Here is a 26243-nt window from a genome sequence, read left to right as displayed (position 1 = left end):
TGCGGCTCCTTCATGCCTTGGTTTATTAAAAACAAAAGGCGCCAACTCCGTTTAAGAAGTTGGCGCCTTTGCCATAATAAAACCCAATTTTTAATGTAAACCTTTACTGATATTGATGTTGCAGACTACATGCCAAAAACAATTTTATTATCAAAAACATTTACTACTTTTAAAACAATAACCTACAACCTAGCTATTACTCACATTTCTGCTTGCTACGTTCATATTAAGCGCAGTCGCACCATAATGAGGCGCACTATTTTCAGACATAACAGATATACCTGCATGTGCCGAAACCTGGTTTGATGTCATTACGGCAATAATTTGTGCTGACATTTGAAATACACTTAAGCCTTTTTTCATCGCTTGTTGCTGAATAATTTGGTGTGCTTTTGCTTCATCAAACCCTTGTTGCATTACAATCAATTTGGCTTGGTTCAAGAGTTTTAGACCTTTAATTTCATCATCTAATTTCTTGAATTCTGCGATACTTTTATTGGCGGCATTCAAACGCGCCCTGGCCAAATCAACTAAGCTCAGTAATCGGCTGGCGACCATAATGTCGGGGACAAAAGTGAGTCGACCACAGGCCAACAAGCCTTCTAATTGCTGAGGTTGCCACTGATTAACATTCACAATAATGGCAGTGGGTTGGTTTAACAGGCAACGCTGAATAAAACCATCAATCTGCCCTTCTAGCCTGTCAGTTAATACTAGTAAAACATCAAAATGTGTCGAAATTCTTTCAACCGCACTGATTGAATTCACGACACTGACTTTGCCCAGAGAGGCTAAAACGGTTTGATAATCAGCCAAGCGCTGCGCAGCGGTATCAAGTACAGAGAAAGTAGGGTCGGATAAAATTACACTGTGCATGATCTCTCCTTGGCAGTTAACGGTGATGTGATTAATGACTGAGATAAGTGGGCCGGATTAATATCCATTTCAGATGCGCTTATTGGCACTAATCGCTCAGTCCACCAGCACTGACTCAGAGTCATATTATTCGCAAGAACAAGACTATTAGCATGTAAAACGTCATGTAAACTCAACACCAAACACAGCGTAGCTTGCACACTGCTTAACGCTTGCTCATGCATTGCAGGCGTCATTGGTTGAGTGAGATAAGATGAGGACTTATTATGATGTAGAGAGCTTAATTCTGTGGTGTTTTCTGTGCGCCAAAGCTGCGCAAGCATTTCACTGGGCAGTTCTGCCTGGCCCACTTTTGCACCAGAAAAGCCCTCCAACAATGTTGGTAGCTCAAATGCACTAAACTGGACATTCTCACCAGAGTATTTCACGACTTGAACATCAGTTGTTACTCGGGGATTTATTTCCGTCTCGCCTTGTAAGCCTTTAAAAATACCGACAACACCTTGTTGGTAGACATCTTCAGTAAATAATTTTTCTGCCACTTTTTGATGCAATTCATCAAGCCCTGGATGAAAAAAACTGCGTAGGCTCAATGGCGCATTGCTAGGGTTAATGCAACGAGATGCGGTTTGAATAATACTTCTTAAGCCGAGTTCTTGATGCAATAAACGGCAATCATCTAACACAGGGGCTAAATCACCTGCAGGCACATAGACTATGCCGCTATCATCCAATGCTTGTTGTGCTTTTTCTGCCGTTTGACACAGGGCAATATCTAATGCTTGAATGCAAGACTCAACATGTCGACGATGGGGCAAGGCCTGACTATCACCGTGTAACATAATCCGCATACCTTTGCGGGCTAACATCTTTGTCACCAGCAGTAACCAGGGCAACTGCTCACGTTTTCCGGCATAAACTGGCCAGTCAATATCAACGTTTAATTCCCCCCAAGCAGGATTAATAGTATGTTTAAGCCCAGCGACAACACCTGCAACCTCTATCACGGTTTCGCCTCGCACCCGCATTAGCATCATTGCACTGGCCATTTGGGCTTTAGTCACTTTGCCCTTGGCAAAACCTTGAATTAACAAACTGGCTTCGGCAAACGTTAAACTGCGTGAGCCTTTTTCGCCCTTGCCAAGCGCTTTGATCAACAATCGAAAATCAAATTCTTCAACTGAGGTGAGTTCAAGCGGTCCAATTTTAGGCATATAACACCTCAAATGGCTCATTTTGTTTATATGAATGCTGGGGATTATCGTCAATGTCTGCGAGTAACTGCGACAACTGCAACCCGACACTGACCACTTCACCGATAATAATTAGCGTTGGCCCAGAATTTTTAATGGTTAATGCATCGTGTCCCATATTACCGACGGTTGAATAAGTGACTAATTGATTGGGACGACCGCCATTAGTGACAAAAGCAACCGGCAGATTTGCCGCGCACATGGCGTTTATTAACCCATCTGAGATTCCTACCGCTTGCTCTTTTCCCATATAAAACACTAGGGTAGATTGCGCCGCAAGTAACGCCTGCCATTGTGTTGGCGCATTGGCATTATCGGCATCGGTCATTTTAGTACCGGTAATTAAAGTGACACTGCGTGCGACACCTCGAAAAGTCAGTGGAATACCTGTACTAGCCGCGCTGCCCAAAGCGGCGGTAACCCCGGCAAAAAACTGCGATCGCACTCCATGATTAGCCAAATAAAGCGCTTCTTCTGCGCCGCGGCCAAATATATGTGGGTCGCCACCTTTTAAGCGCACCACTTTTAATCCTTGCTGAGCTAACGTCAGTAACAAAGCATTAATGTCATCCTGCTGAGTACTGGGCTGGCCACAACGTTTTCCCACAAAATGACGTTGGCATTGGGCATTAACTAAGGTCAAAATATCGCTACTGACTAGGCTATCGAACACTAATGCCTCTGCTTGTGCCACAATGCGTGCGGCTTTAATTGTCATCAAATCTAATTGACCACAGCCTGCGCCAACAATAGCCACTTCTCCCCCTTTGAGAGTTTGATCTGCACTAAGTGTCTGATGAGTATTTTTAATGATGGTTTCGACATTATTCATTAGGCAACATCCTCTTTTGCTGGATTGGTTTGTTCATGCTCGGTATCTGGGTCACTGTAAGTATCAGTATAAGTAAGTGCTTCAGCCCAATGCGCGGTGGCGCACTGGTTAACTTCACTTTGGCAACTGCCACATTGTCGACCACAACCTAATATGGATTGCGTCGCATCTAAAGCCTGTTCAAAACTAAGGTTAGTCACACCTTTGTTAAATACTTGCTGATTAAACTGCAGGTTAATTTCATCGCTAATATCAGCTTCAGTCATGCCTGTACAGGCACAAATTAATGGGCTATTCCCAGCATTAATTTGTTGATGAAGTTGGCTTAATAGCTGGCTATTTAAGGTTTTACCAATAAATGCGCTCATAGGTTCTAATGCCACACTCACCGGTTTATCAGATAACAGTTTCAACGCAATTAACTGCCCTTTTTGGATATTGCATTGAATGTGCAATAGCTGATGCCCAGATTGACAAACTCGCGTTAAGGTCCACTTTAATGAATAGGGCGTGGCTTGATATGCAAAACCATCTTGTTCGTTTTCAAAACCAATATGATGACAAATACCATTGGTTAACGTTTGAGCCACTTGCCAACAAAGACCTGCGGCCGCTTTGTCATGAATGCCAAATACCACTCCTTGCAGGGCTAACGTCACCGGCGATAAAGTCACTGGTTGGCACTTAAATGCAGGTTGCTGTGAAATAGGATCTACTCGGCTGTCAACAACTTGGTTAACTCCCTGAGTCAGTGAAAACTGCTTTGACCAGTGCATAGACATAGATGCGACGTCGACTGGCATGTCTTTATCTGCGATCACTCGAGCCATTGTAAAAGCTTGGGGCTTTGATTTTGTTTTTTGCTCCGCTTGAATACGGGCTAACCCACCTTCCACTAGATTAAATAAACCCAGTTGTTTTGGATGCAAATGAATCACAGGTTCTGGCACGCTGGCGCGTAGGCTAGCAATATGGCCTGTGCGAGTCATGGTGTGCCACTGATCTCGACTGCGGCCACTATTGAGCAACAAAGCGGGTAAGTTTTGGCGGCTATTTTCAACACCATTCACTGATTGCCCTTTGGCTAAGTGAGTTGATACGTTCGCAGGCGTAATAAACTGTGCTTTACCGCTGATAGTAGAAAAATGACCATTTGAAAACACACGCTGATGCTGTTGACCGATTTGTTCAATGCTTGCGACTGGCCACTGTGTTGGCACTAAATCATCATATTGAGTTTTTGTTAATCCAGCGAGTCCGGCAAGATTAAAGTGTTTATCTGGAAAAACTTGTTTCACTTTCGCACTTAAAGCAGAAAATTCGCTGAATACCGCGGCGTTGTGTTCAAATTGAAAACCGTTAAAGCCCATTTTAATTGCCACTTGGCTCACCGCCCACCAATCTGGTTTTGCCTGACCTTTAGCGGCAATAAAACCACGCTGGCGGGTAATGGTGCGCTCGCTATTAGTGACTGTGCCACACTTTTCAGACCAGCCTTGGGCGGGAAGTAATATATCTGCCAGCTTAGCTGTATCGGAGTCAGGGCTCACTTCAGACACCACCACAAACGGGCAATCGGCTAGTGCTTTGGCAATTTTAGCGCTATTAGGTAGCGATACCACAGGATTAGTGCCCATAATCCAAATAGCTTTTATTTTGCCATCGGCTAATGCATCAAACATATCAACAGCGGCTAAGCCTTTTTGTGCCGCCACATCACCACATTGCCAAAAGTCAGCCAGTAACGCCCGCTCATTATCAGCAAATCCCATATGACAGGCTAATTGAGTGGCCAAACCGCCTACTTCTCGCCCGCCCATGGCATTAGGCTGTCCGGTCAGGGAAAAGAATCCGGCGCCAACCTGACCTATTTGGCCTAATGCAAGATGACAATTAATGATCGCATTAGTGATATCGGTGCCATTCACTGACTGGTTAACACCCTGGCAGGTGGCAGTAACGACTTGCTCATGCTGACTAAAAAGTTGGTAAAACTGCACTAAGTCTGAATACGTCACCCCAACAGAGTCAGCAAGTGTTTGCAGGTTTGCACTGAACTGTTGTGCGTGGGTAATGGCTTCAACAACACCTTCTGTATGAGCATCAATATAGCGTTGATTCAGTGTGTTGTTATCTGCAATAAAGCCCAGCAAGCCAACAAATAAGTCTAAATCGGCCCCTGGGTTTATCGCTAAATGTAAATCAGCTTGCTTAGCGGTTGCGGTTGATAACGGGTCGACTACGACCAATTTGCAGCCATTGGTTTTTCTTGCTGCTAAAATACGTTGAAATAAAACCGGATGGGTCCAGGCGGTATTGGCACCAATTAAGACAATAACTTTTGCATGCTCAAAATCTTGATAACATCCGGGTACCACATCTTCACCAAATGCACGTTGCATTGCACTCACTGCTGAAGACATACACAGGCGTGAATTAGTGTCGACATTAGCGGTTTTTAAGAAACCTTTAACAAACTTGTTGGCCACGTAATAGTCTTCGGTAAGCAACTGACCTGATAAATAAAAGGCCACTGAATCTGAACCATATTGATCAATGGTTTGCTGAAATGTATCTGCAATTAATTGTGTAGCAGCATCCCACTCAAGCGGTTTACCTGAACGTAACTTAGGGTAGCGCAATGTGTTGGGCTGGTTTAAGCTTTCTAATAAACGCTCACCTTTAGCGCATAGCTGCCCAAAGTTAGCCGGATGAACCTTGTCGCCTTGTAACGTTAATCCTGAGCCGGTTTCACCAAGTGTGTGTGTTGAATTTTGGCTGATGGTTAATCCACAGCCGACACCACAATATGCACAACTTGATTGAATATCCGTCATTCCTACACCTATTTGATCACTACAATAATTACATTTAATATCGCAACTAGCGTGCCAAATTTATACTGGTTTGAAATTAAAGGTTTTTTATAAATTTACTTAGGAAAGTAATCGGACATTGTGCAGCTAAAGTGCAACAAGTCGCACCAATGTTGCGCATCTTATTGAAAATAAAGCAATTAAAATACCTCTTTAGAGGTATATCGATGTGGCTGGGGGGGAGTTGAAGGCGATAAAACAGAGTAGACAATGATTGATAGTATTGAAAAAATGTCGCAAAAAGTGTTGATATAACACCATCATCAACACATTAGCTCGCACTATTTAGCCAGGCGACCATCATCGTGGCAGGCTTCGCAAACAGGTTGTTCACCTACATTCACTTCATGTACCGCATGACAATCGACACACATCAACATGCCATCATGCGGTTTATGGTTATCATTCATTTTAGCTAATGAACCATGGCAACTTTGACATTGTTCAAATTCATATCCACCGTCAACCGAAGGTTCTTCATTTACATGACAGCTTTCACACCCGTTCATGCCGGCATGAAAATCAGCTAAGTTTTCCTCTGCGGCAGACGCGCCAATTGAAAAAGTGAGCACAGCAAAACAAACAGCGAATAGGGAACATAAGAAAATATTTTTCATATCAACCTCTTTTTATCCACGCTAGCCACAATGGTATTGAATAAAGGTCATTATTCATGATTGAGACTTTATATGGATGATTTTTTTAGCTTAAATCCAATTTAGTCGAACTACCGTACTTAAGCAACTATCATGTTATAACAAGACCTTAGCATTGAAGCTGAACTTGAAACGAGCGCTACATCAATACATCCATAATAAAAGTTATAAAACAAAAACTGGAGCACAAGGCTCCAGTTTAGTGGTGTTTATTTTACCGGCAATATTAGCTGTTCTTTAAAGCCGCAATGCGTTTTTCTAGTGGTGGATGGCTCATCATAAACTCAGCCATAGAACGCTTACCACTAATACCTAACGCTGACATTTGAGCTGGCATTGCACCGGCTTCTGGGCCCGTTTTTAAACGTTCAAGCGCAGCGATCATCTTATTCTTACCCGCTAAACGTGCAGCACCTTCATCGGCTCTAAACTCACGTATACGAGAGAAGTAAGCCACAATGATTGAAGCTAAGATACCAAACAGCATATCTAATACAAACACCACGGCCATATAGGCAAACATACCTAAACCTTCACCTTCTTCACTGTTACTAGAGACAACATTATTAATAATACCCGCAACGACGCGTGCTGCAAAAATAACGAACGTGTTCACTACACCTTGAATTAGCGTTAACGTTACCATGTCACCGTTAGCAACGTGGCTAACTTCATGGGCTAAAACGCCTTCAATTTCATCCTGGGTCATGCCATAAAGTAAGCCTGAGCTTACCGCAACCAGTGAATTATTCTTACTTGGGCCAGTAGCAAACGCATTCATTTCAGGTGATTGGTAAATTGCCACTTCTGGCATTTTTATACCTGCTTGCTCAGCTTGACGAGCAACGGTTTCAACTAACCAGCGTTCAGTATTATCACGTGGATTGGTGATCACTTCACAACCCATGGTTTTCTTTGCCATCCATTTTGAAATGGCTAAACTGATAAAGGCGCCACCAAAACCGAAAATGGCAGCAAACACTAATAATCCACTCATCGTAGAAGTGTTAACTCCTAGAATAGACATTACAATTGAGGCCACTAGCAAAATTGCCATGTTGGTCGCAATTAACAAAAAGATACGCTTCATTTTAGCTCCTGTGTTGGCAAGATTGCCGATATCAATACATTCTACAGACATAATATGTCCGGTAAAATGATTTTCAAGGTATTGAAGATTAAATATGATTTAATCAACCAAGATACATTATTACGCGGAGATTTTAGGTACAGATACTTAATTGAAACTTAAATGTCGCTAAACAAAAACCGGAGAGTTATCTCTATTATCATGCTGTGATTAACTTTGTTAATATGGGGATAATCGACTGTGGTTATTGAACAAAAAAAGGATATTTTATGTCAGTGAATGCTTTATTATTAAGCGCTTCTAGAGTGGGTGACACCCCGTATTTACAGCATGCTGTTGAGCTTATAAAACCATTGTGTATAGCAGGACAAAAATGGCTGTTTATTCCTTATGCAGGTGTTGGTATGAGCTACAGTGAATATTTGGAAAAAGTCCGCCAAGGCTTAGCTGATTTACCCATCAGTATTAGTAGTATTGATGAATACGGCGATCCAAAACAAGCCATAAAAGATGCCGATGGTATTTTTATTGGTGGCGGTAATACGTTCCAATTACTCAATGAATTATATCGTTATGATTTAGTTCACCTGATTAAACAGCAGGTCAGTGAGGGTAAGCCTTATGTGGGTTGGAGCGCTGGCTCTAACATTGCAGGCTTGTCAATTCGCACCACCAACGATATGCCGATTATTGAGCCGCCTTCATTTACCGCTATCGGCCTAGTGCAATTTCAAATAAATCCACATTACAGTAATTATCAAGCACCGGGCCATAATGGTGAAACGCGTGCCCAGCGTTTATATGAGTTTACTCAAGTGGATCCGCTCACCCCTATTATTGCTATTCAAGAAGGTACAGCACTTAAGTTAACAGGTAATAAGCTGACATTAGTGGGTAACAAGCCAGGCTATTTGTTCCAGGGTGAGCAGCAAGAAGTGCCGATTGAACCTGGCACAGATTTATCACAGTACTTATCCTAATATAATTTACTTACAGTGACTTTTTACAACTGTAAGTACTGATAATCATTTAATTCAATACTCAAGATGTGGATTAGCCACAGGGTATTGAATTACTTTACATCAAGCTTATCATTACTTGTTGAAGCAGAAGTGGGTTCAGATTCAGATTTAGCATCTGTTTCACCTAATTGCTTACACAAGGGTTCATCATCTAACTGAGCCATTTGAGCAGATGCTGATGACAATGGTGAAGAGACTGTTGTGGTGTTTAAAGGTAAGTCTTCTGACTTAGTAAACACCTGCGCAGACAATTCAGCCGTTGCGGTATGAGATAATTTATCCACTAGTCGGTAGGCCACAATCACACCCGCAAGACCAAAAATAATTGAACCGATAATCTGGCCAATTAACACGCCGTAAACCTCGCCCCACTGCGCACCAAAGTAAACAAATGGAATGGTACCAATTGTGGCTTTACCCACATTGAAAAAGGTTGAATATTTAGCCTTGCCCAAATTATTGAAAGAAGCATTGGCAACAAACAGTATTCCCGAGAAAATGAAAAACACCGCAATATACTGACAGAAGAACAATATCAGCTCTGCCGCATCGCCTTTCATATCAAAACCACTCACAATGTGATGACGAAGTAAGAATAATATGAGTGATACGCTGACAACATAAATCACACAGAACTGAATCGCTTTATTCAAACTTTGTTTAACTCGATCAAATTCATTAGCACCAAAATTTTGTCCTACAATCGGCCCTACTGCGCCAGATAGCGCAAAAATCATCCCAAAACTAACCGGGATCAGCCGGCCTAAAATAGCCCAACCAGCGACATAACTGTCACCAAAATCAGCAATAGCCCGGGTGACTACCGCATTGCCTATCGGTGTGGCGATATTGGTTAGCATTGCCGGCCCTGCAATCGCAAAAATAATCGGTAAATCCTGTTTGAACTCATCAAAGTTAAATTTGCCTACCAGCTGATGTTTAATTAAAACCCCATGCCCTGCAATGAACAATACGGCAAAACGCGAAAATACTGATGCTACAGCGGCGCCTTCAATCCCCATAGCGAATACAAAAATAAAAATCGGATCAAGTACCGCATTAACACCGCCACCCGCTAATGTCGACATCATCGACAACTTGGCATCGCCTACCGCTCGAAGTGCGCCGCCCAGTGCCATTGCAAGACAAATTACCGGTAACGATGGCACTAATATATATAAATAACTTTGTGCAAGTTCAGCGGTGTAACCTTTGGCGCCAACAAGGGCAAGTAACTCTGGAATAAAGCTCATCACGATCAATGCCACCAGCACACTGATAATGAATGTCACCACGGCACAGTTTAAAAATAAGCGTTTTGCTTGTTCGCTGTTTTTAGCTCCAATGGATCTTGAAACCAAAGCACCCAGTGCAATAGATAATCCAATTCCTATCGAAGTGGTAAAAAATGAAATAGTCCCAGCATAGCCCACAGCAGCAGCAAGCTCTTGCTCACCCAGTAAACTTAAAAAGAAGATATCTAATAAATCAACGACAAATAAGGCTGAGATCCCCACTGCGGCAGTAGAACTCATCACTAATATATGTCGTAAAATCGGCCCTTCGACAAACTTGGCTGTGGTCATGCTTATCCTTTGAAATGTTCGCGATTGTCTTATACGACTTTATTAGGGTTATACGTCATTATTTAGTATATAAAAAAGAGCAAAACATTATGGCTGAGTGAGCGAAGCAAGCGACTCTAATTCACTACCACAATGATTACAAAACTGGGCGTCATTATCATGACCTTTTTTGCCACAATTACTGCATTTACGCAGATCACGTACCTTGACCATTTCTTGAGAAATCTCAGCGGTTAAAATACCGGTCGGAATGGCTATGATTGAATAACCTATCAACATGGTTAATGCAGCTATTGCTTGGCCAAGTGGCGTTTGTGGGGTGATATCACCGTACCCCACAGTGGTGATAGTCACAATGGTCCAATACATAGATTTAGGAATGGAGCTGAAACCATTATTAGGGCCTTCAACCACATACATAACGACGCTTAATACCAATATTATCAAGCTCACCGAAAAGAAAAATATAAACACCTTTCGGCTTGATTGCAGCATGGCTTTTAATAATAAGTTTCCGTCGGCTAGAAAGCGTAATAACTTCAGCACTCTGAATACCCTAAATAATCTCAGTACCCTAATAGCAAGAGCAAAATTTGCCCCTGGGAAGATCAATGCTAAATAACTTGGCAGAATCGACAATAGATCCACTATGCCAAAAAAGCTGCGAGCGTAATGTAATCGATTTTGTGAGCAATAAAGCCTAAGTGCATATTCAAAGGTAAAGATGATGGTAAATATCCATTCACCTATTAGAAAAAGTTCACCATAATCGGCATGCAAACTATCAATAGTGTCTAAGCTTATTAGCAATATACTGGCGACAATCGATATTAAAAGCGCAATATCAAATGCTTTACCCTCAGGGGTATCTGTACCAAAAATAATGGTCCGTAAACGCTGTTTTAGCGGCGAGTCTTCTAAGTGTGCTTCGTTCATGCTTGTTTAGCTCAAATCCTGAAAAAGATATCTAACATAACCATACCATTTACAAACAGATAACGTTAAAATCATTTCAATTAACTGATTAGTCCACTAAAAATGGCTAATTTACCCGCGTTATAAAAATAATAATATTCATTATACGGAGATATCATGCACTTGCGTTATTGGTTTTTCGCCCTCAGTATTGTTTGCCCTTTTTTTGCCAGTGCTTCTTCAGCTCAACCACATGCTAAAATCGATTTAGTGGTGGTCAATAAATCTGAATCTCGTATGTCAGTGATGCGTGACGGTAAAGTATTAAAAACCTATGTTATTGCGATGGGAGATGCCCCACAGGGACATAAATTAAAAGAAGGCGATCAACGTACCCCGCAAGGACGATACGTACTTGATTATAAAAAGCCTGATAGCGCGTTTTACAAATCTATTCACATTTCATATCCCAATGATGAAGACAAACTGCGTGCGCAAGCTTTAGGCATCAGCCCTGGCGGAATGATAATGATCCATGGTCAAAATCCTCGCTCATCCATGTCTCCGGAAGAAGCGCAAAGATACAACTGGACTAACGGTTGCATTGCCGTGACCAATAAAGAAATGGATGAATTGTGGCGCATGATTGATGCAGGCACGCCTATTGAGATTTGGCCATAATAAACAGGCCATTTAAGCAGCCTAAAACTTTGGACTTTTTATGAATTACAGCGTTTTGCAACACACGTGGTCAGACTTTAGCCTGCAAATCCAAGCTTTTATCAACAAGCTTGGATTAGCCTCACTCTCGCTAGCGTGTGATCACGCCGCGTTGCGTGTCAATAATAGCCAAACTGCTCAAGCACTTGCTGATGAATTTGCTCTACTAGGTAAAATCATTTCAAATAATATAATTAATGGTCGCCCCATTTTAATTATTAAATTATCCGAACCTATGATGATGGGGACGACAGCGATTGAATGCGTTGAACTGCCCTTTCCATCAGATAAAGTGTATCCAATAGAAGGTTGGGAGCATGTAGAGTTAGTGTTTCCGTCAAATGCGCAAACCTGTGATGATTTAGCATCACAGTTAATCGCCCATGTACCGCAACTTGCAGACGTCATTGCAGGAAAAACCGAGATCAAGGTCAAATTGAGCTCGCCTAAAGGTGACAATGAGCGCTTAGCAAATCCTACCATCGCGTTTAAGGCGAATGGCATTTGTGTCAAAGTGCATCCGCACGATATTCAAAAAATTATTGAAAGTGAGCAAGCGAACTCACCTTTTACGGTTATTGGTAAACTAACTCGCGACTAAGCTTCGCTCTGTACAGTAGATCTTCTAGATACATATAGATAAAAAAGGAGAACCTCTTTTTTCTCCTTTTTTAACAATCTTATTAATGCTGTTTAGCCCATCAAAGCGTTATTTTTTAGCTGTTTTTTCCGCAGCTAACACACTCGACATAGATGGCACGATAGACACAGGATCTAAACGCATTTGAAACCAGTTCAAACGCCAGTCTAAATGTGGCCCAGTTACACGGCCTGTTGCGCCTATTTCAGCCAGCTTTTGGCCTTGAGTCACTTTATCACCAACCTTTGGATATAACTTACTTAAATGTAAAAATGTCGAACTAACACCATAACCGTGGTCAATAATTAATGTCCCACCCGAGTAAAACATGTCTGGGACCGCTAAGGTAATCACACCGTCAGCTGGAGATACGACGACTGTACCCGTTGGTCTAGCGACATCGACACCAAAGTGCGGGTTACCTGGTACATCGTTATACACACGCTGACTGCCATATACCCCAGAAATACGACCGGTTGCAGGCCAAATAAAGTCCTGCATAAAAGCGTCTTGTTCAATAAAGGTTTCACGCGCTGCGAAGGTTTGCTTTGCATCTTCAGCGGCACGTTTTTGCGCAACGGGATCAGGCTTCATAATTGTGGTACTAATGCCGGTAACACGATCAATTTTATATTCACGGCTAGCGACTTTAATCGGCTTAAGCTCAGTTAATCCTGTTGGGTAGGTAACCTCCAACATTTGCTCGGTTTTAGCATCGCGGTCAAATCCAATAGCAAATTGCCCTTTGGGGGTGACTTTTACAGGTCCACCATTAAGTTTAATAACACTTCCTGCGGGCACAGTGCCGCGCACTAATGCGCCCTGTTCAAATTGCCCTTGGAAGGTAATTTCAGCGCTAGCTGGAGATATAAGCACACCCGATAGTAAAGCACTGCAAGCTACCGCAAACAATTTAATATGACTCAATTCCTTGTTACCCCTAATAACTCACAATAACTAACAGCAATTTAATAAACGACAATGACTTTTTGTTTCTATCTATTTTGTTCAGACTATTACTCAGACTGCTGTTCAGGCCTATCCTCTGACCGCTATAGCCCCTTTGCCAATGCCTTCATAGGCAATCACTTTAAAATGGCTTTCAGGCACTTTAGCCGCCAAAGTTACTGCCATATACTCAGCCAGTAACTCTACTGTGGTGTCATGGGGAATAATATCGCAGCAATTTTTAGGCATGGCTAACTGGAAATCTCCCTGCGGCGCAACATAATGAAAACCGTAATGGGTATCATCACTGACATTGGCTTGTTTAGATAATTGGAGATCTGCAACAGGAACTATATCTTCTTCTGTGCCTAAATAAGCATCATGCCAACGTTCAGCCCAATACTCGTCCCATTTGGGCTCGGCTATGCCATTTTCAAATACGGTTACAGGGCTGCGATGACCGTGTGCAATGCGCTGACAATTGCCATCATGTTTACGTAAACCATGGCTGTAATGATAATAAGGCGTCGTCAGTACTTCATTACGTAATGTAATACTAATATCTTGCACATTGTCAGGTAATGCTTCGCGAAGGGCTTTTTGTAAAAAGTCATTCACACTTTCAAAGTCGATGACTTCTGTAGGGATGAGGGCAAATGCTTGTGATGGGCAAGCCAAATGAATATCGCCCTTTTGACTAGCAAAATCCATCCACACTCTGTCACCCTGTTGTTGCCACCTGACTTGATTACACGCTGTTGGGATCAACAAACGATGGTCGGCAACATCATCAATGGTATTCTTAATGGTTTTTTTGACTTTAGAAAAATCAAGCACCATATTTTGCTCGTCTAGCCCGCCATCAAGCAGCACATCAACAATCCAGCTTTCGCCGACCATACCGCGAATGGGACAAAGATAAGAGAAGTCTATTACGGTTAAATCTTTTACAAACAGTTGCATTAAAGCTCCTAGGCAGAAAAACAGTCCACCTCAGTGTGAATCAGTTCCAATTAGCAAATGGCCAAAGGACGATGAGGATAAACATTCTAAACAAAAGTCACTCTATGAGCGAGTAAACATATTAAATATGATAAAAAACGCTGAAAATAGCGGTTGATCTAACTCTATTTTATAACCCATCTCATTTATAAAGTGAGGTAAGTTGCATCACGCAACATCGAGGTTATATTTACAAGAGAAATGACCAGCTTATTTTTTGCATTAACCCAATTGCCATCCTGAAACTAGCCAAGATAAAGACCATCTAGACCTTTAAACCACTCGCTTTGACAATTTTATAGCGCAAATGCAAGTTATATACTCCCAGTTGAGAGGGATCCAAGTCGTTAATCTGAGCAAAGCCGACAACTAAACACCTTTTGACAGTGCTTTGACATTAGTAGTTAACCCATCAAAAACTGAGTTGTAATATTATTCGGAATGCCTTTAAGCATAGATCGTGCGATTATATTAATAAATTAATCGTAGAAGATTTTTTACATGCAAAAATTAATATTAAGAAAATACTATAAATTCAGATGCTCATCAGCCCAATATTAGTTGATAACAAAAAAGGATAGCCAGATTTGAAATAAGAACGAATTGATAGTCATAAGACACCCACTAGACGACTGGTCTATTTGAGTGTATCCTCACTGGATGAAAACAAGCACCCAAGATACACGCCAACATATTTTAGATATCGGCTATCAATTGATCGCAGCACGCGGCTTTGTCAGCGTTGGATTGTCTGAACTCCTTAAACATGCCGAAGTCCCTAAAGGCTCGTTTTACCATTACTTCAAATCAAAGGAGCAATTTGGTGAAGCGCTCATCGAAGATTACTTCGATGAATATCAGCAACGTTTACAAATCCTGTTTGGTAACCCAGCTCAATCTGGATTAAAACGTTTAATGACATATTGGCAAGGTTGGATGACGTCACAAGCAGATAGCTGTTCATCACAAAAGTGCCTAGTGGTTAAACTGAGTGCCGAAGTAGCTGATTTATCAGAACCTATGCGAGTCGCATTATTAAAAGGCACCCAAGTAGTACAAGGCGCGATTAGTGGCTGTATCACCGCGGGTATTGAAGATAAATCGATTAAAAAACTCAGTGCGGATGAGACAGCTGAACTGCTTTATAATTTGTGGATCGGCGCTAGCTTAATGGCAAAACTAAGCAAAGATGACAAAGGGCTAAAGCAGGCAATGGACATAACTATATTATTTTTAAAGCCATAGTCAGCGATGATTAATTGATTCTAAAAGATTTATCTAAACCGACAAGCTATACGATTTAAGGTACATCCTCACCGTTTTACAGCGGATATTGACAGCCCCAAAATAGACGACTGGTCTATTAATTAGGAATGCAGATGAAAATTTTAATGGTATTAACCTCACACGATAAACTAGGTGACACAGGAAATAAAACAGGCTTTTGGCTAGAGGAATTTACCTCACCGTATTATCATTTTGCTGATAATGACGCACTGATAGTGCTGGCTTCCCCTTTAGGTGGTCAGCCACCTTTAGATCCAAGTAGTGATGGTGCAGACTTCCAAACGGCAACAACTGCACGCTTTAAAAGCGATACTGATGCTCAAAAACAGCTCGCAAATACAGTACGCCTTGACAGTATAAATGTAGCTGACTTTGATGCTGTCTTTTACCCTGGCGGCCATGGGCCACTTTGGGACTTAACTGAAGACAAACACTCGATTGCCTTAATTGAACAGACTTACCAGCAAGGTAAACCACTTGGTCTCGTGTGTCATGCATCAGGCGCATTACGCCATGCTAAAAATGCCGATGGCAGCTTTCTAGTTAACGGTAAAAAAGTTACAGGATTTACTAACAGCGAAGAAGATGCTGTGCAACTAACGGCGATCGTCCCCTACTTAGTTGAAGATATGCTGAAAGAAAATGGTGGTATTTACACTAAAGGTGCAGATTGGGCTAGCCATATTGAAGTTGATGGCAACTTAGTTACTGGCCAAAATCCGGCTTCATCAGAAGCAGTTGCTCAAGCCATGCTGATGTTACTTAAAGCATAAATATTTTAAGCCACCTTTGGGTTTAATGGTTCATAAATAGCGGCATAATGGCCAAACTATTTAAGGCGTAAAGAGTCAATCAATAACCCTAGCCAAACTGAAACATGGCTAGGGTTATTATTTTGGCTAATAAAATATACTAACCACGGCAATCTATCGAATTAACCCTAGGTTCAAACCAAGTTAATCTTGATTCAGCTTAGTTAAATCTGGTTAATAGATTTATTAATTTATATCTTGCCCGCTTTTAAAGGCAAACTGACAGTAAAGGGATTATTATGATCACACTACACCATCTCAATCAGTCTCGTTCGAAACGTATTTTATGGTTGTTAGAAGAACTAGGGCAAGCCTACCAAGTTAAAGCTTATCAAAGAGACAAAGTCACCTTTCTAGCACCACCTGAATTAACTGCAATTCACCCATTAGGTAAATCACCAGTCATTGAGCACAATGGCCTAGTCATTGCTGAATCAGGCGCCATCACCGAGTATTTAATTAATCAATATGCAAGTCACTTAGCACCTGAATCAAATAGCACTGATTACGTTAGTTATATACAGTGGCTGCACTTCGCTGAAAGCTCTGCAATGTTACCTCTGTTACTTCGATTGTTTGTTGAAAAAGATGGCTGCCAAACCAATTTCATGGCGGGTTACGCCGATATAGAAGTCGCAAAAGTAATGGGTTACTTAAATGCATCTTTAGAAGGTAAGCGCTATTTAGTGGCCGATAAACTCACTGGCGCCGATATCATGATGTCATTTGTTATAGAAGTGATAGCTGCAAGAGGTGAACTGGCTGAATACCCAAACCTTGATCGCTACTATAAACAACTTAATACGCACAGCGGATTCACTCGTGCCAGTGAAATTGAAACTCAGCAGAATACCCTTTAGCGCCTTAAGCTACATATTGACTTATAACTTCATTAAGCCACATTAGTTCAAAAAACATTTCAACCAGATAAAAAAGTAAGGCCACCCGATTAAGGTAGCCTTACTTTTTTGCGCCTGGAAATGATCGACTCTCACATGGGCATATCGGCCACACTAATACTATGCTCAAATGACATGCTCAAATCTCAAACGTAAAAAAGCCCATTACGTTAGTAACGGGCTTATCACTACTCTTTCGAGTAAATTTAGCGCCTGGAAATGACCTACTCTCACATGGGCATATCGGCCACACTATGTATGACTTATGCTCAAGAATAATTTTTCGACACAAAACAAAAAGGCCACCCAATTAGAGTGGCCTTGCTGTATTATTTGGCGCCTGGAAATGACCTACTCTCACATGGGGAGACCCCACACTACCATCGGCGATACTGTGTTTCACTTCTGAGTTCGGAATGGGATCAGGTGGTGCCACAGCTCTATGGTTTCCAGACAAATTTTGTTTATCTAACGCCAGTTAACTAGCATTAAATAATAATTCGGAAAGCTGATTGCTTTATCTGAGGTTGAGTCTCGTCACACTATTTAAGCGTCCCATTCTAACCACTAAGGTCAGTAAAACCCATCTGGGTTGTATGGTTAAGCCTCACGGGTCATTAGTACAAGTTAGCTCAACGCCTCACAACGCTTACACACCTTGCCTATCAACGTAGTAGTCTCCTACGGCCCTTTAGAGAGCTTAAAGCTCTAGGGATGACTCATCTTGGGGCTCGCTTCCCGCTTAGATGCTTTCAGCGGTTATCGATTCCGAACGTAACTACCGGGCAATGCCATTGGCATGACAACCCGAACACCAGCGGTTCGTCCACTCCGGTCCTCTCGTACTAGGAGCAGCTCCCCTCAATCATCCAACGCCCACGGCAGATAGGGACCGAACTGTCTCACGACGTTCTGAACCCAGCTCGCGTACCACTTTAAATGGCGAACAGCCATACCCTTGGGACCGACTTCAGCCCCAGGATGTGATGAGCCGACATCGAGGTGCCAAACACCGCCGTCGATATGAACTCTTGGGCGGTATCAGCCTGTTATCCCCGGAGTACCTTTTATCCGTTGAGCGATGGCCCTTCCATTCAGAACCACCGGATCACTATGACCTACTTTCGTACCTGCTCGACGTGTATGTCTCGCAGTTAAGCTGGCTTATGCCATTGCACTAACCGTACGATGTCCGACCGTACTTAGCCAACCTTCGTGCTCCTCCGTTACTCTTTGGGAGGAGACCGCCCCAGTCAAACTACCCACCAGGCACTGTCCTCAACCCCGATAAGGGGCCAGAGTTAGAACATCAAAACTACAAGGGTGGTATTTCAAGATTGACTCCACTCCATCTAGCGACGAAGCTTCAAAGTCTCCCACCTATCCTACACATGTAGGTTCAATGTTCAGTGCCAAGCTATAGTAAAGGTTCACGGGGTCTTTCCGTCTAGCCGCGGGTATACGGCATCTTCACCGCAATTTCAACTTCACTGAGTCTCGGCTGGAGACAGCGTGGCCATCATTACGCCATTCGTGCAGGTCGGAACTTACCCGACAAGGAATTTCGCTACCTTAGGACCGTTATAGTTACGGCCGCCGTTTACCGGGGCTTCGATCATGAGCTTCTCTTGCGATAACCCAATCAATTAACCTTCCGGCACCGGGCAGGCGTCACACCGTATACGTCATCTTGCGATTTTGCACAGTGCTGTGTTTTTGATAAACAGTTGCAGCCACCTGGTATCTGCGACTGCCGTCAGCTTAGGGAGCAAGTCCCATCACCAACAGCAGCGTACCTTCTCCCGAAGTTACGGTACCATTTTGCCTAGTTCCTTCAGCCGAGTTCTCTCAAGCGCCTTGGTATTCTCTACCCGACCACCTGTGTCGGTTTGGGGTACGATCCCTACTAACCTGAAGCTTAGAAGATTTTCCTGGAAGCATGGCATCAACTACTTCATCACCTTAGTGACTCGTCATCAGCTCTCAACGTGTACATTTAAGTACGTGTTCCCGGATTTGCCTAAGAACACCGCCTACTACCTTAAACGCGGACTACCAACGCCGCGCTAGCCTAGCCTTCTCCGTCTCTCCATCGCAGTTAGCAGAGGTACAGAAATATTAATCTGTTTTCCATCGATTACGCCTTTCGGCCTCACCTTAGGGGTCGACTCACCCTGCCCCGATTAACGTTGGACAGGAACCCTTGGTCTTTCGGCGAGGGAGTTTTTCACTCCCTTTATCGTTACTCATGTCAGCATTCGCACTTCTGATACGTCCAGTGTGGGTTACCCCTTCACCTTCAACCGCTTACAGAACGCTCCTCTACCGCTTGCAGTAAACTGCAAACCCGTAGCTTCGGTGGTATGTTTAGCCCCGTTAAATCTTCCGCGCAGGCCGACTCGACTAGTGAGCTATTACGCTTTCTTTAAATGATGGCTGCTTCTAAGCCAACATCCTAGCTGTCTAAGCCTTCCCACATCGTTTCCCACTTAACATACACTTTGGGACCTTAGCTGACGGTCTGGGTTGTTTCCCTTTTGACAACGGACGTTAGCACCCGCTGTCTGTCTCCCGAGTAGTACTCATTGGTATTCGGAGTTTGCAAAGGGTTGGTAAGTCGGGATGACCCCCTAGCCTTAACAGTGCTCTACCCCCAATGGTATTCGCTCGAGGCGCTACCTAAATAGCTTTCGAGGAGAACCAGATATCTCCGAGTTTGATTGGCCTTTCACCCCCAGCCACAAGTCATCCGCTCATTTTTCAACATAAGTCGGTTCGGTCCTCCAGTTGATGTTACTCAACCTTCAACCTGCCCATGGCTAGATCACTCGGTTTCGGGTCTACGCCTTGCAACTAAACGCGCAGTTAACACTCGGTTTCCCTACGGCTCCGCTATTCGCTTAACCTCGCTACAAAACGTAAGTCGCTGACCCATTATACAAAAGGTACGCAGTCACGGTCTCAAGAACCGCTCCCACTGCTTGTACGTATACGGTTTCAGGTTCTATTTCACTCCCCTCACAGGGGTTCTTTTCGCCTTTCCCTCACGGTACTGGTTCACTATCGGTCAGTCAGGAGTATTTAGCCTTGGAGGATGGTCCCCCCATATTCAAACAGGATGTCACGTGTCCCGCCTTACTCGTTTTCATCTATGGTTAGTTTTCATGTACGGGGCTATCACCCTGTGCCGCTGAGCTTTCCAACTCATTCCACTAACACCCCATAGACTTAAGGGCTAATCCCCGTTCGCTCGCCGCTACTAGGGGAATCTCGGTTGATTTCTTTTCCTCTGGGTACTTAGATGTTTCAGTTCCCCAGGTTCGCCTCATACAGCTATGTATTCACTGTATGATGACCACTTATGTGGCCGGGTTTCCCCATTCGGATATCGTTAGCTCAAATGCTTATTACTAGCTCGCCAACGCTTTTCGCAAGTTATTACGTCCTTCATCGCCTCTGACTGCCAAGGCATCCACCGTATACGCTTAGTCACTTAACCATACAACCCAAATGAGTTTCACTGCCCTTGTAAACAAGAGAATGAACTAATCGGACTGTATTGCAACTAGCTGGTTTTTACTTGTCTCACTCCCGACCAGGAAGTGTGACTCGCCTTAGTTTTTAGAATATTCAAGACACTTAAACAGTGTTTTGAGAACTCAAGATACTGATGCTTTCGCATCAATATTATTTTCGCACTAACCTAATCACACAAACGACAACGAATCATCATTCATGCGCCTTTAGTTAGTACTATCAGCTTTCCAAATTGTTAAAGAGCGGGCTTAAAAAAGCCAAAGATAAAATTTCGTTTATCTTTGGCATCTCGGACCAATATGTATGTATTTCATCGAAGATGAATGGTGGAGCTATGCGGGATCGAACCGCAGACCTCCTGCGTGCAAGGCAGGCGCTCTCCCAGCTGAGCTATAACCCCTTTACATACAGTGAGAATTTACGTTTACCTTCTAAGAAGGTCAGCCAATTTATTTGGCTTGCCAATTCGAATTTATCCAAGGCAATTTATTGCGACGTTTAGTTCACTAAACGAGCGGTAAATTAACACAGGAGAAATGAAGAATTGGTGGGTCAGAGTGGACTTGAACCACCGACCTCACCCTTATCAGGGGTGCGCTCTAACCAGCTGAGCTACAGACCCAACGTAATTTCTCTTTCTTTCTATCAAGTAATCTGTGTGAACACTCACATGCATCTCTGCACTTTTAGGTATTGAGTTAGTCGTATAGGTAAGGAGGTGATCCAGCCCCAGGTTCCCCTAGGGCTACCTTGTTACGACTTCACCCCAGTCATGAACCACAAAGTGGTGAGCGTTCTCCCGAAGGTTAAACTACCCACTTCTTTTGCAGCCCACTCCCATGGTGTGACGGGCGGTGTGTACAAGGCCCGGGAACGTATTCACCGTGACATTCTGATTCACGATTACTAGCGATTCCGACTTCATGGAGTCGAGTTGCAGACTCCAATCCGGACTACGACGTACTTTGTGAGATTAGCTCCACCTCGCGGCTTTGCAACCCTCTGTATACGCCATTGTAGCACGTGTGTAGCCCTACTCGTAAGGGCCATGATGACTTGACGTCGTCCCCACCTTCCTCCGGTTTATCACCGGCAGTCTCCCTAAAGTTCCCGACATGACTCGCTGGCAAATAAGGATAGGGGTTGCGCTCGTTGCGGGACTTAACCCAACATTTCACAACACGAGCTGACGACAGCCATGCAGCACCTGTCTCAGAGTTCCCGAAGGCACTAAGCTATCTCTAGCGAATTCTCTGGATGTCAAGAGTAGGTAAGGTTCTTCGCGTTGCATCGAATTAAACCACATGCTCCACCGCTTGTGCGGGCCCCCGTCAATTCATTTGAGTTTTAACCTTGCGGCCGTACTCCCCAGGCGGTCTACTTAATGCGTTAGCTTGGGAGCCCAGTGACTAAGTCACCAAACTCCGAGTAGACATCGTTTACGGCGTGGACTACCAGGGTATCTAATCCTGTTTGCTCCCCACGCTTTCGTGCATGAGCGTCAGTCTTTGTCCAGGAGGCCGCCTTCGCCACCGGTATTCCTTCAGATATCTACGCATTTCACCGCTACACCTGAAATTCTACCTCCCTCTACAAGACTCTAGTTCCCCAGTTCCAAATGCAATTCCTAGGTTGAGCCCAGGGCTTTCACATCTGGCTTAAAAAACCGCCTGCGCACGCTTTACGCCCAGTAATTCCGATTAACGCTCGGACCCTCCGTATTACCGCGGCTGCTGGCACGGAGTTAGCCGGTCCTTCTTCTGTAGGTAACGTCACAGCAGTAGCGTATTAAACTACTGCCTTTCCTCCCTACTGAAAGTGCTTTACAACCCGAAGGCCTTCTTCACACACGCGGCATGGCTGCATCAGGCTTTCGCCCATTGTGCAATATTCCCCACTGCTGCCTCCCGTAGGAGTCTGGGCCGTGTCTCAGTCCCAGTGTGGCTGATCATCCTCTCAGAACAGCTAGGGATCGTCGCCTTGGTGAGCCATTACCTCACCAACTAGCTAATCCCACCTAGGTTCATCCAATCGCGAAAGGCCCGAAGGTCCCCTCCTTTCCCCCGTAGGGCGTATGCGGTATTAGCAGTCGTTTCCAACTGTTATCCCCCTCGACTGGGCAGATCCCTAGGCATTACTCACCCGTCCGCCGCTCGCCGGCAAAGATAGCAAGCTATCTTCCCGCTGCCGCTCGACTTGCATGTGTTAGGCCTGCCGCCAGCGTTCAATCTGAGCCATGATCAAACTCTTCAATTAAAGTTTTTTTGTTCGACTACGTCGAACGGCTCAATGAATTCTACTGTCATAATTCGCTTCGCTCATAAGAGCTAACGAGTTATTTACTACATTGCTGTAGTTTCATATTACTATGAACATTCTCATCATCGAGTTAAATTTTTTGATTGCTCTTCCTAAGAAGAAGCAATTTCGAATAACTCAATACCTGTGAATGTCCACACAGATTACTTGATAAATTGTTAAAGAGCGGACTTGGTAACTTGCGTTAGACGCCGTGTTCCGTGTCAGTGGTGCGCATTATAGGGATAGGAGATTTTACCGCAACCCCTTTTTGCAAAAACTTTCAAATAAACCAACCAACCGAACACTTTTTAAACTAAGCGTACACTTAACCATCAAAAAAGGCCTGAAAGGCCTTTTTAGGCTGGACTAATTAAGTGTTTCTATAAAAGCGGGCACATCTGCAATGCTATCAACTACAATAGATGCGATATCAATTCCGGCTTCGTCTACCTTCTTACCACTTCTGACTAAAATACTGTGACCTATACCCGCAGCTTTAGCTGCACGGATATCATCAGCCTTATCACCGACCATAATTGAATTGGCTAGATCAAGTTTTAAAAACTTAGCCGCCTCTAACATCATTCCTGGTTTTGGCTTGCGACAATCGCAATCTTGCTTATATTCACCTAAACCTTTTTCTGGATGATGCGGGCAATAATAAATACCGTCCAGTTCAATGCCTTTATCAGCAAAGTTCCAATCCATCCACTCAGTTAAGGAATGAAAATCGTCTTCACTGTACATGCCGCGAGCAATACCCGATTGGTTAGTCACAACGACAAGTTTATAGCCCATTTTCTTCAATGCGAGGCAGGCATCAAAGACACCTTCAATATATTCAAAGTCATCCGTTTGATATACATAGCCATGATCTTTGTTGATCACACCATCTCGGTCAAGAAAAACTGCTTTATTCACTTATTAATCCTCATTAATTTTCTGTATTAATTATCACACCGTCTTCGCATTTGAGCTAGCCCAATAAAGGATAATTATAGCGAATAACCATGTTTCACTTTATTAAGGCGCCATGAAGCGGTAACCTTGCTCGGTTATTTCGCGAAAACAAAAGAGCTAATGAGTAATATACCCCCTATCATTCACAAAACGCGTACTCAACTTGTAGTTGAAGTACTCAGAGAACAGATCCTTTCTGGTGATATAAAAGGTGGCGAACCCTTACGTCAAACTGCTATTGCTGAACAATTGAACGTCAGTCGCATTCCAGTACGAGAGGCTTTAGTACAATTAGAAGCTGAAGGGTTAGTTAAGTTTGAGCCGCATAAAGGTGCTACGGCCACGGTTTTATCTGTTGAACAGGTCACAGAGTTATTTGAACTCAGAGCAATGATTGAGTCTGACTTGCTTGCAAAGGCTATTCCTAATTTACAAGAAGCCGATTTTGAAGAAGCGGACAGAGTATTAAATGCACTAGAAAACGCATTTAAACGCCAGGATTCTGTGGCCAGTTGGAGCGAGCTTAATACGCAATTTCATACTTGCCTATATAAAGCCGCCAACCGCAGCCATACACTCGAAGTTGTTCATGGCTTAAATACTAATTGTGATCGCTATATTCGTTTACAACTATTGTTAACAGGTGGGATCCCCACTGCGGAGCGAGAGCACCGTGAATTACTTGAGTTGTGCCAAAGAAAAGATATTGAAAAAGCGACACACTTACTGCGTGAACATATTCTTCACGCTGCTGAAGCTATTACAAAGTTAGTTGTTAAGCATTTAGACTAGACGACTTCAAGACTGAGTGGGTCAAATATCACCTTAATTGCCTGTTTTATTTATACATTGAGAGAAGTTTTATGCAGTATGCACATATCACCGGATGGGGAAAAGCTGTCCCTCCCGCATCGCTAACCAACGATGACCTTGCCACCTTTATGGAAACATCTGATGAGTGGATTAAATCTCGTACAGGTATTAGTAAACGTAATATTAGTCACGTTAATACTTCTGTACTGGCCAGCGTTGCTGCACAACATGCTTTAGCTGCTGCCGGGATTGATGGCAGTGAGTTGGATTTAATTATTCTAGCAACGGCCAGCCCTGATAGTTTAATTCCTAATATAGCCTCTACTGTACAAGCAAATATTGGTGCAACATGCGGCGCATTTGATATAAATGCGGCATGCAGTGGTTTTCTATACGGCGTAGGATTAGCAAGCTCGTTAATTAAAAGCGGCCAGAATAAAAAAGTATTAGTTATTGGTGCTGAACGTTTATCTTTTTACTTAGATTGGTCTCGTCGTGAAACTGCGGTGTTATTTGGCGATGGTGCTGGTGCGGTCATTTTAGAAGCCCGTGATGAAGAAGGCGGAGTATTAGGCTATGAGCTTAATAATGATCCTGATGGACGTGAAATTTTAAAATCGAATTTTGGCAGCCAAATGGATCGCTTAGACAGTAGCTCGTTAGATTTCTATATTGAGTTTAATGGCCAAGAAATCTTCAAACGCGCCATTCAGGGTATGGGATCTTTAAGTACTAAAGTACTTGAGAAATGCAATGTTGATAAAGACGATGTCGATTGGGTTATTCCCCATCAAGCTAACGAACGTATCATAGATACTTTGGTCAGTCGGATGAAAATTCCTAAAGAAAAAGCCATCGTCAATATAGCAAACTATGGCAATACATCAGCTGCGACTATCCCAATTGCTATTTGTGATGCACTAGATAAAGGCTTAATTGAGCCTGGACAAACTATTTTATCCTGTGCATTTGGTGCTGGACTGACATCAGCAGCTTTACTTTTTAAATGGACTGACCGCGTTACTCCTATTAATACTAGTGAAGCCAAAGTGCCAGATTGTGAGCAAACTGCACTAGAATTAATTAAACCTGCGGTGGATTACTTTTTCAATAAAGCTGAGCAAGAAGGTCGATAGACCTAATATATAAAACGATACTCTATCGTACTCATAAAATAAGCCAGTCAATTGACTGGCTTATTTTATGTTTGAATTAAAG

Annotated in this window: 19 protein-coding genes, 2 tRNA genes and 3 rRNA genes; 8 read left to right on the top strand and 16 right to left on the bottom strand. The window is 43.2% G+C overall.

All coding sequences use genetic code 11. The annotated features are described in order from the left end of the window. Positions 1-189 precede the first annotated feature (189 nt). The 6 genes from ACRWQL_RS16930 to htpX all read right to left on the bottom strand — a co-directional run bounded on the left by ACRWQL_RS16930 (position 190) and on the right by htpX (position 7583). The gene (locus ACRWQL_RS16930) at positions 190-876 is read right to left on the bottom strand and encodes an ANTAR domain-containing response regulator (RefSeq protein WP_434951217.1); all 687 of its coding nucleotides are present in this window, start codon (positions 874-876) and stop codon (positions 190-192) included. After that, positions 864-2090 (bottom strand): glycosyl transferase, encoded by a 1227-nt coding sequence (locus ACRWQL_RS16925; RefSeq protein WP_434951215.1) that lies wholly within the window; start codon positions 2088-2090, stop codon positions 864-866. The genes ACRWQL_RS16930 and ACRWQL_RS16925 overlap by 13 nt, the downstream gene beginning before the upstream one ends. Further along, complete coding sequence (cobA, locus tag ACRWQL_RS16920) at positions 2083-2961, bottom strand: uroporphyrinogen-III C-methyltransferase (protein WP_434951213.1); 879 nt, start codon at positions 2959-2961, stop codon at positions 2083-2085. The genes ACRWQL_RS16925 and cobA overlap by 8 nt, the downstream gene beginning before the upstream one ends. Next, the gene (locus ACRWQL_RS16915) at positions 2961-5798 is read right to left on the bottom strand and encodes a molybdopterin oxidoreductase family protein (protein WP_434951211.1); all 2838 of its coding nucleotides are present in this window, start codon (positions 5796-5798) and stop codon (positions 2961-2963) included. Before ACRWQL_RS16915 ends, cobA begins: the two co-directional genes overlap by 1 nt. Before the next feature lie 320 nt (positions 5799-6118). Next, complete coding sequence (locus tag ACRWQL_RS16910; protein WP_434951209.1) at positions 6119-6454, bottom strand: cytochrome c3 family protein; 336 nt, start codon at positions 6452-6454, stop codon at positions 6119-6121. 265 nt (positions 6455-6719) lie between these two features. Continuing rightward, on the bottom strand, positions 6720-7583 hold the full coding sequence (gene htpX, locus ACRWQL_RS16905; protein WP_434926580.1) for a protease HtpX: 864 nt from the start codon (positions 7581-7583) through the stop codon (positions 6720-6722). Between the two features lie 269 nt (positions 7584-7852). Here htpX and pepE point away from each other — a divergent pair, with 269 nt between their 5' ends. After that, the gene (gene pepE, locus ACRWQL_RS16900) at positions 7853-8563 is read left to right on the top strand and encodes a dipeptidase PepE (protein ID WP_434951207.1); all 711 of its coding nucleotides are present in this window, start codon (positions 7853-7855) and stop codon (positions 8561-8563) included. A gap of 92 nt (positions 8564-8655) precedes the next feature. On the opposite strand, the gene ACRWQL_RS16895 is transcribed toward pepE, so the two are convergent. Together ACRWQL_RS16895 and ACRWQL_RS16890 are read right to left on the bottom strand one after the other, a co-directional pair. Further along, positions 8656-10191 carry an MATE family efflux transporter gene (locus ACRWQL_RS16895; protein ID WP_434951205.1) on the bottom strand — a complete coding sequence of 512 codons (1536 nt, stop codon included), beginning with the start codon at positions 10189-10191 and terminating at the stop codon, positions 8656-8658. Positions 10192-10278: 87 nt separating this feature from the next. Beyond that, positions 10279-11127, bottom strand: coding sequence for an ion transporter (locus ACRWQL_RS16890; RefSeq protein ID WP_434951203.1), 849 nt, complete (start codon positions 11125-11127; stop codon positions 10279-10281). A 156-nt stretch (positions 11128-11283) separates the two neighbouring features. Here ACRWQL_RS16890 and ACRWQL_RS16885 point away from each other — a divergent pair, with 156 nt between their 5' ends. Both ACRWQL_RS16885 and ACRWQL_RS16880 read left to right on the top strand, forming a co-directional pair. Further along, positions 11284-11787 carry a L,D-transpeptidase family protein gene (locus ACRWQL_RS16885; protein ID WP_434951201.1) on the top strand — a complete coding sequence of 168 codons (504 nt, stop codon included), beginning with the start codon at positions 11284-11286 and terminating at the stop codon, positions 11785-11787. 40 nt (positions 11788-11827) lie between these two features. Continuing rightward, a complete protein-coding gene (locus tag ACRWQL_RS16880; protein ID WP_434951199.1) occupies positions 11828-12427 on the top strand; it encodes a VOC family protein in 600 nt (199 codons plus the stop codon). A gap of 108 nt (positions 12428-12535) precedes the next feature. Here ACRWQL_RS16880 and ACRWQL_RS16875 read toward each other — a convergent pair whose 3' ends face one another. Both ACRWQL_RS16875 and ACRWQL_RS16870 read right to left on the bottom strand, forming a co-directional pair. Continuing rightward, positions 12536-13342: a M23 family metallopeptidase gene (locus tag ACRWQL_RS16875; protein ID WP_434953412.1), complete on the bottom strand. Its 807-nt coding sequence runs from the start codon at positions 13340-13342 to the stop codon at positions 12536-12538. 162 nt (positions 13343-13504) lie between these two features. Continuing rightward, entirely contained in the window at positions 13505-14377 is an 873-nt protein-coding gene (locus tag ACRWQL_RS16870) for a 6-carboxytetrahydropterin synthase (RefSeq protein ID WP_434931573.1), read from the bottom strand. A gap of 699 nt (positions 14378-15076) precedes the next feature. Between ACRWQL_RS16870 and ACRWQL_RS16865 the strand changes: the two genes are divergently transcribed. The 3 genes from ACRWQL_RS16865 to ACRWQL_RS16855 all read left to right on the top strand — a co-directional run bounded on the left by ACRWQL_RS16865 (position 15077) and on the right by ACRWQL_RS16855 (position 17375). Beyond that, positions 15077-15661, top strand: coding sequence for a TetR/AcrR family transcriptional regulator (locus tag ACRWQL_RS16865; protein WP_434951197.1), 585 nt, complete (start codon positions 15077-15079; stop codon positions 15659-15661). A gap of 128 nt (positions 15662-15789) precedes the next feature. Next, positions 15790-16476: a type 1 glutamine amidotransferase domain-containing protein gene (locus ACRWQL_RS16860; RefSeq protein WP_434951195.1), complete on the top strand. Its 687-nt coding sequence runs from the start codon at positions 15790-15792 to the stop codon at positions 16474-16476. A gap of 278 nt (positions 16477-16754) precedes the next feature. After that, complete coding sequence (locus tag ACRWQL_RS16855) at positions 16755-17375, top strand: glutathione S-transferase family protein (RefSeq protein ID WP_434951193.1); 621 nt, start codon at positions 16755-16757, stop codon at positions 17373-17375. A gap of 377 nt (positions 17376-17752) precedes the next feature. On the opposite strand, the gene rrf is transcribed toward ACRWQL_RS16855, so the two are convergent. The 6 genes from rrf to gmhB form a co-directional block, all read right to left on the bottom strand. Further along, positions 17753-17868, bottom strand: a 5S ribosomal RNA gene (gene rrf / locus ACRWQL_RS16850). A 142-nt stretch (positions 17869-18010) separates the two neighbouring features. Further along, positions 18011-20913 (bottom strand): 23S ribosomal RNA (locus tag ACRWQL_RS16845). 362 nt (positions 20914-21275) lie between these two features. Then, a tRNA-Ala gene (locus ACRWQL_RS16840) sits at positions 21276-21351 on the bottom strand. Positions 21352-21496: 145 nt separating this feature from the next. Next, positions 21497-21573 (bottom strand) — tRNA-Ile (locus ACRWQL_RS16835). 89 nt (positions 21574-21662) lie between these two features. Beyond that, a 16S ribosomal RNA gene (locus ACRWQL_RS16830) occupies positions 21663-23207 on the bottom strand. Together the 16S, 23S and 5S rRNA genes with 2 tRNA genes alongside form the textbook arrangement of a ribosomal RNA operon. Before the next feature lie 411 nt (positions 23208-23618). Next, on the bottom strand, positions 23619-24173 hold the full coding sequence (gmhB, locus tag ACRWQL_RS16825; protein ID WP_434926591.1) for a D-glycero-beta-D-manno-heptose 1,7-bisphosphate 7-phosphatase: 555 nt from the start codon (positions 24171-24173) through the stop codon (positions 23619-23621). A 159-nt stretch (positions 24174-24332) separates the two neighbouring features. Between gmhB and ACRWQL_RS16820 the strand changes: the two genes are divergently transcribed. Together ACRWQL_RS16820 and ACRWQL_RS16815 are read left to right on the top strand one after the other, a co-directional pair. After that, a complete protein-coding gene (locus tag ACRWQL_RS16820; protein ID WP_434938361.1) occupies positions 24333-25004 on the top strand; it encodes a GntR family transcriptional regulator in 672 nt (223 codons plus the stop codon). Positions 25005-25075: 71 nt separating this feature from the next. Further along, the gene (locus ACRWQL_RS16815) at positions 25076-26161 is read left to right on the top strand and encodes a ketoacyl-ACP synthase III (protein ID WP_434931569.1); all 1086 of its coding nucleotides are present in this window, start codon (positions 25076-25078) and stop codon (positions 26159-26161) included. The last annotated feature ends 82 nt before the right edge of the window (positions 26162-26243 follow it).

The sequence above is a fragment of the Shewanella sp. HL-SH4 genome, assembly GCF_051164845.1.
GTDB lineage: Bacteria > Pseudomonadota > Gammaproteobacteria > Enterobacterales > Shewanellaceae > Shewanella > Shewanella glacialimarina.
This window is presented reverse-complemented; position numbering and strand designations above follow the sequence as displayed.

Coding starts and splice junctions, on each gene's coding strand:
- ACRWQL_RS16930 (WP_434951217.1), bottom strand. CDS start 876: ATGCACAGTGTAATTTTATCCGACCCTACTTTCTCTGTACTTGATACC.
- ACRWQL_RS16925 (WP_434951215.1), bottom strand. CDS start 2,090: ATGCCTAAAATTGGACCGCTTGAACTCACCTCAGTTGAAGAATTTGAT.
- cobA (WP_434951213.1), bottom strand. CDS start 2,961: ATGAATAATGTCGAAACCATCATTAAAAATACTCATCAGACACTTAGT.
- ACRWQL_RS16915 (WP_434951211.1), bottom strand. CDS start 5,798: ATGACGGATATTCAATCAAGTTGTGCATATTGTGGTGTCGGCTGTGGA.
- ACRWQL_RS16910 (WP_434951209.1), bottom strand. CDS start 6,454: ATGAAAAATATTTTCTTATGTTCCCTATTCGCTGTTTGTTTTGCTGTG.
- htpX (WP_434926580.1), bottom strand. CDS start 7,583: ATGAAGCGTATCTTTTTGTTAATTGCGACCAACATGGCAATTTTGCTA.
- pepE (WP_434951207.1), top strand. CDS start 7,853: ATGTCAGTGAATGCTTTATTATTAAGCGCTTCTAGAGTGGGTGACACC.
- ACRWQL_RS16895 (WP_434951205.1), bottom strand. CDS start 10,191: ATGACCACAGCCAAGTTTGTCGAAGGGCCGATTTTACGACATATATTA.
- ACRWQL_RS16890 (WP_434951203.1), bottom strand. CDS start 11,127: ATGAACGAAGCACACTTAGAAGACTCGCCGCTAAAACAGCGTTTACGG.
- ACRWQL_RS16885 (WP_434951201.1), top strand. CDS start 11,284: ATGCACTTGCGTTATTGGTTTTTCGCCCTCAGTATTGTTTGCCCTTTT.
- ACRWQL_RS16880 (WP_434951199.1), top strand. CDS start 11,828: ATGAATTACAGCGTTTTGCAACACACGTGGTCAGACTTTAGCCTGCAA.
- ACRWQL_RS16870 (WP_434931573.1), bottom strand. CDS start 14,377: ATGCAACTGTTTGTAAAAGATTTAACCGTAATAGACTTCTCTTATCTT.
- ACRWQL_RS16865 (WP_434951197.1), top strand. CDS start 15,077: ATGAAAACAAGCACCCAAGATACACGCCAACATATTTTAGATATCGGC.
- ACRWQL_RS16860 (WP_434951195.1), top strand. CDS start 15,790: ATGCAGATGAAAATTTTAATGGTATTAACCTCACACGATAAACTAGGT.
- ACRWQL_RS16855 (WP_434951193.1), top strand. CDS start 16,755: ATGATCACACTACACCATCTCAATCAGTCTCGTTCGAAACGTATTTTA.
- ACRWQL_RS16820 (WP_434938361.1), top strand. CDS start 24,333: ATGAGTAATATACCCCCTATCATTCACAAAACGCGTACTCAACTTGTA.
- ACRWQL_RS16815 (WP_434931569.1), top strand. CDS start 25,076: ATGCAGTATGCACATATCACCGGATGGGGAAAAGCTGTCCCTCCCGCA.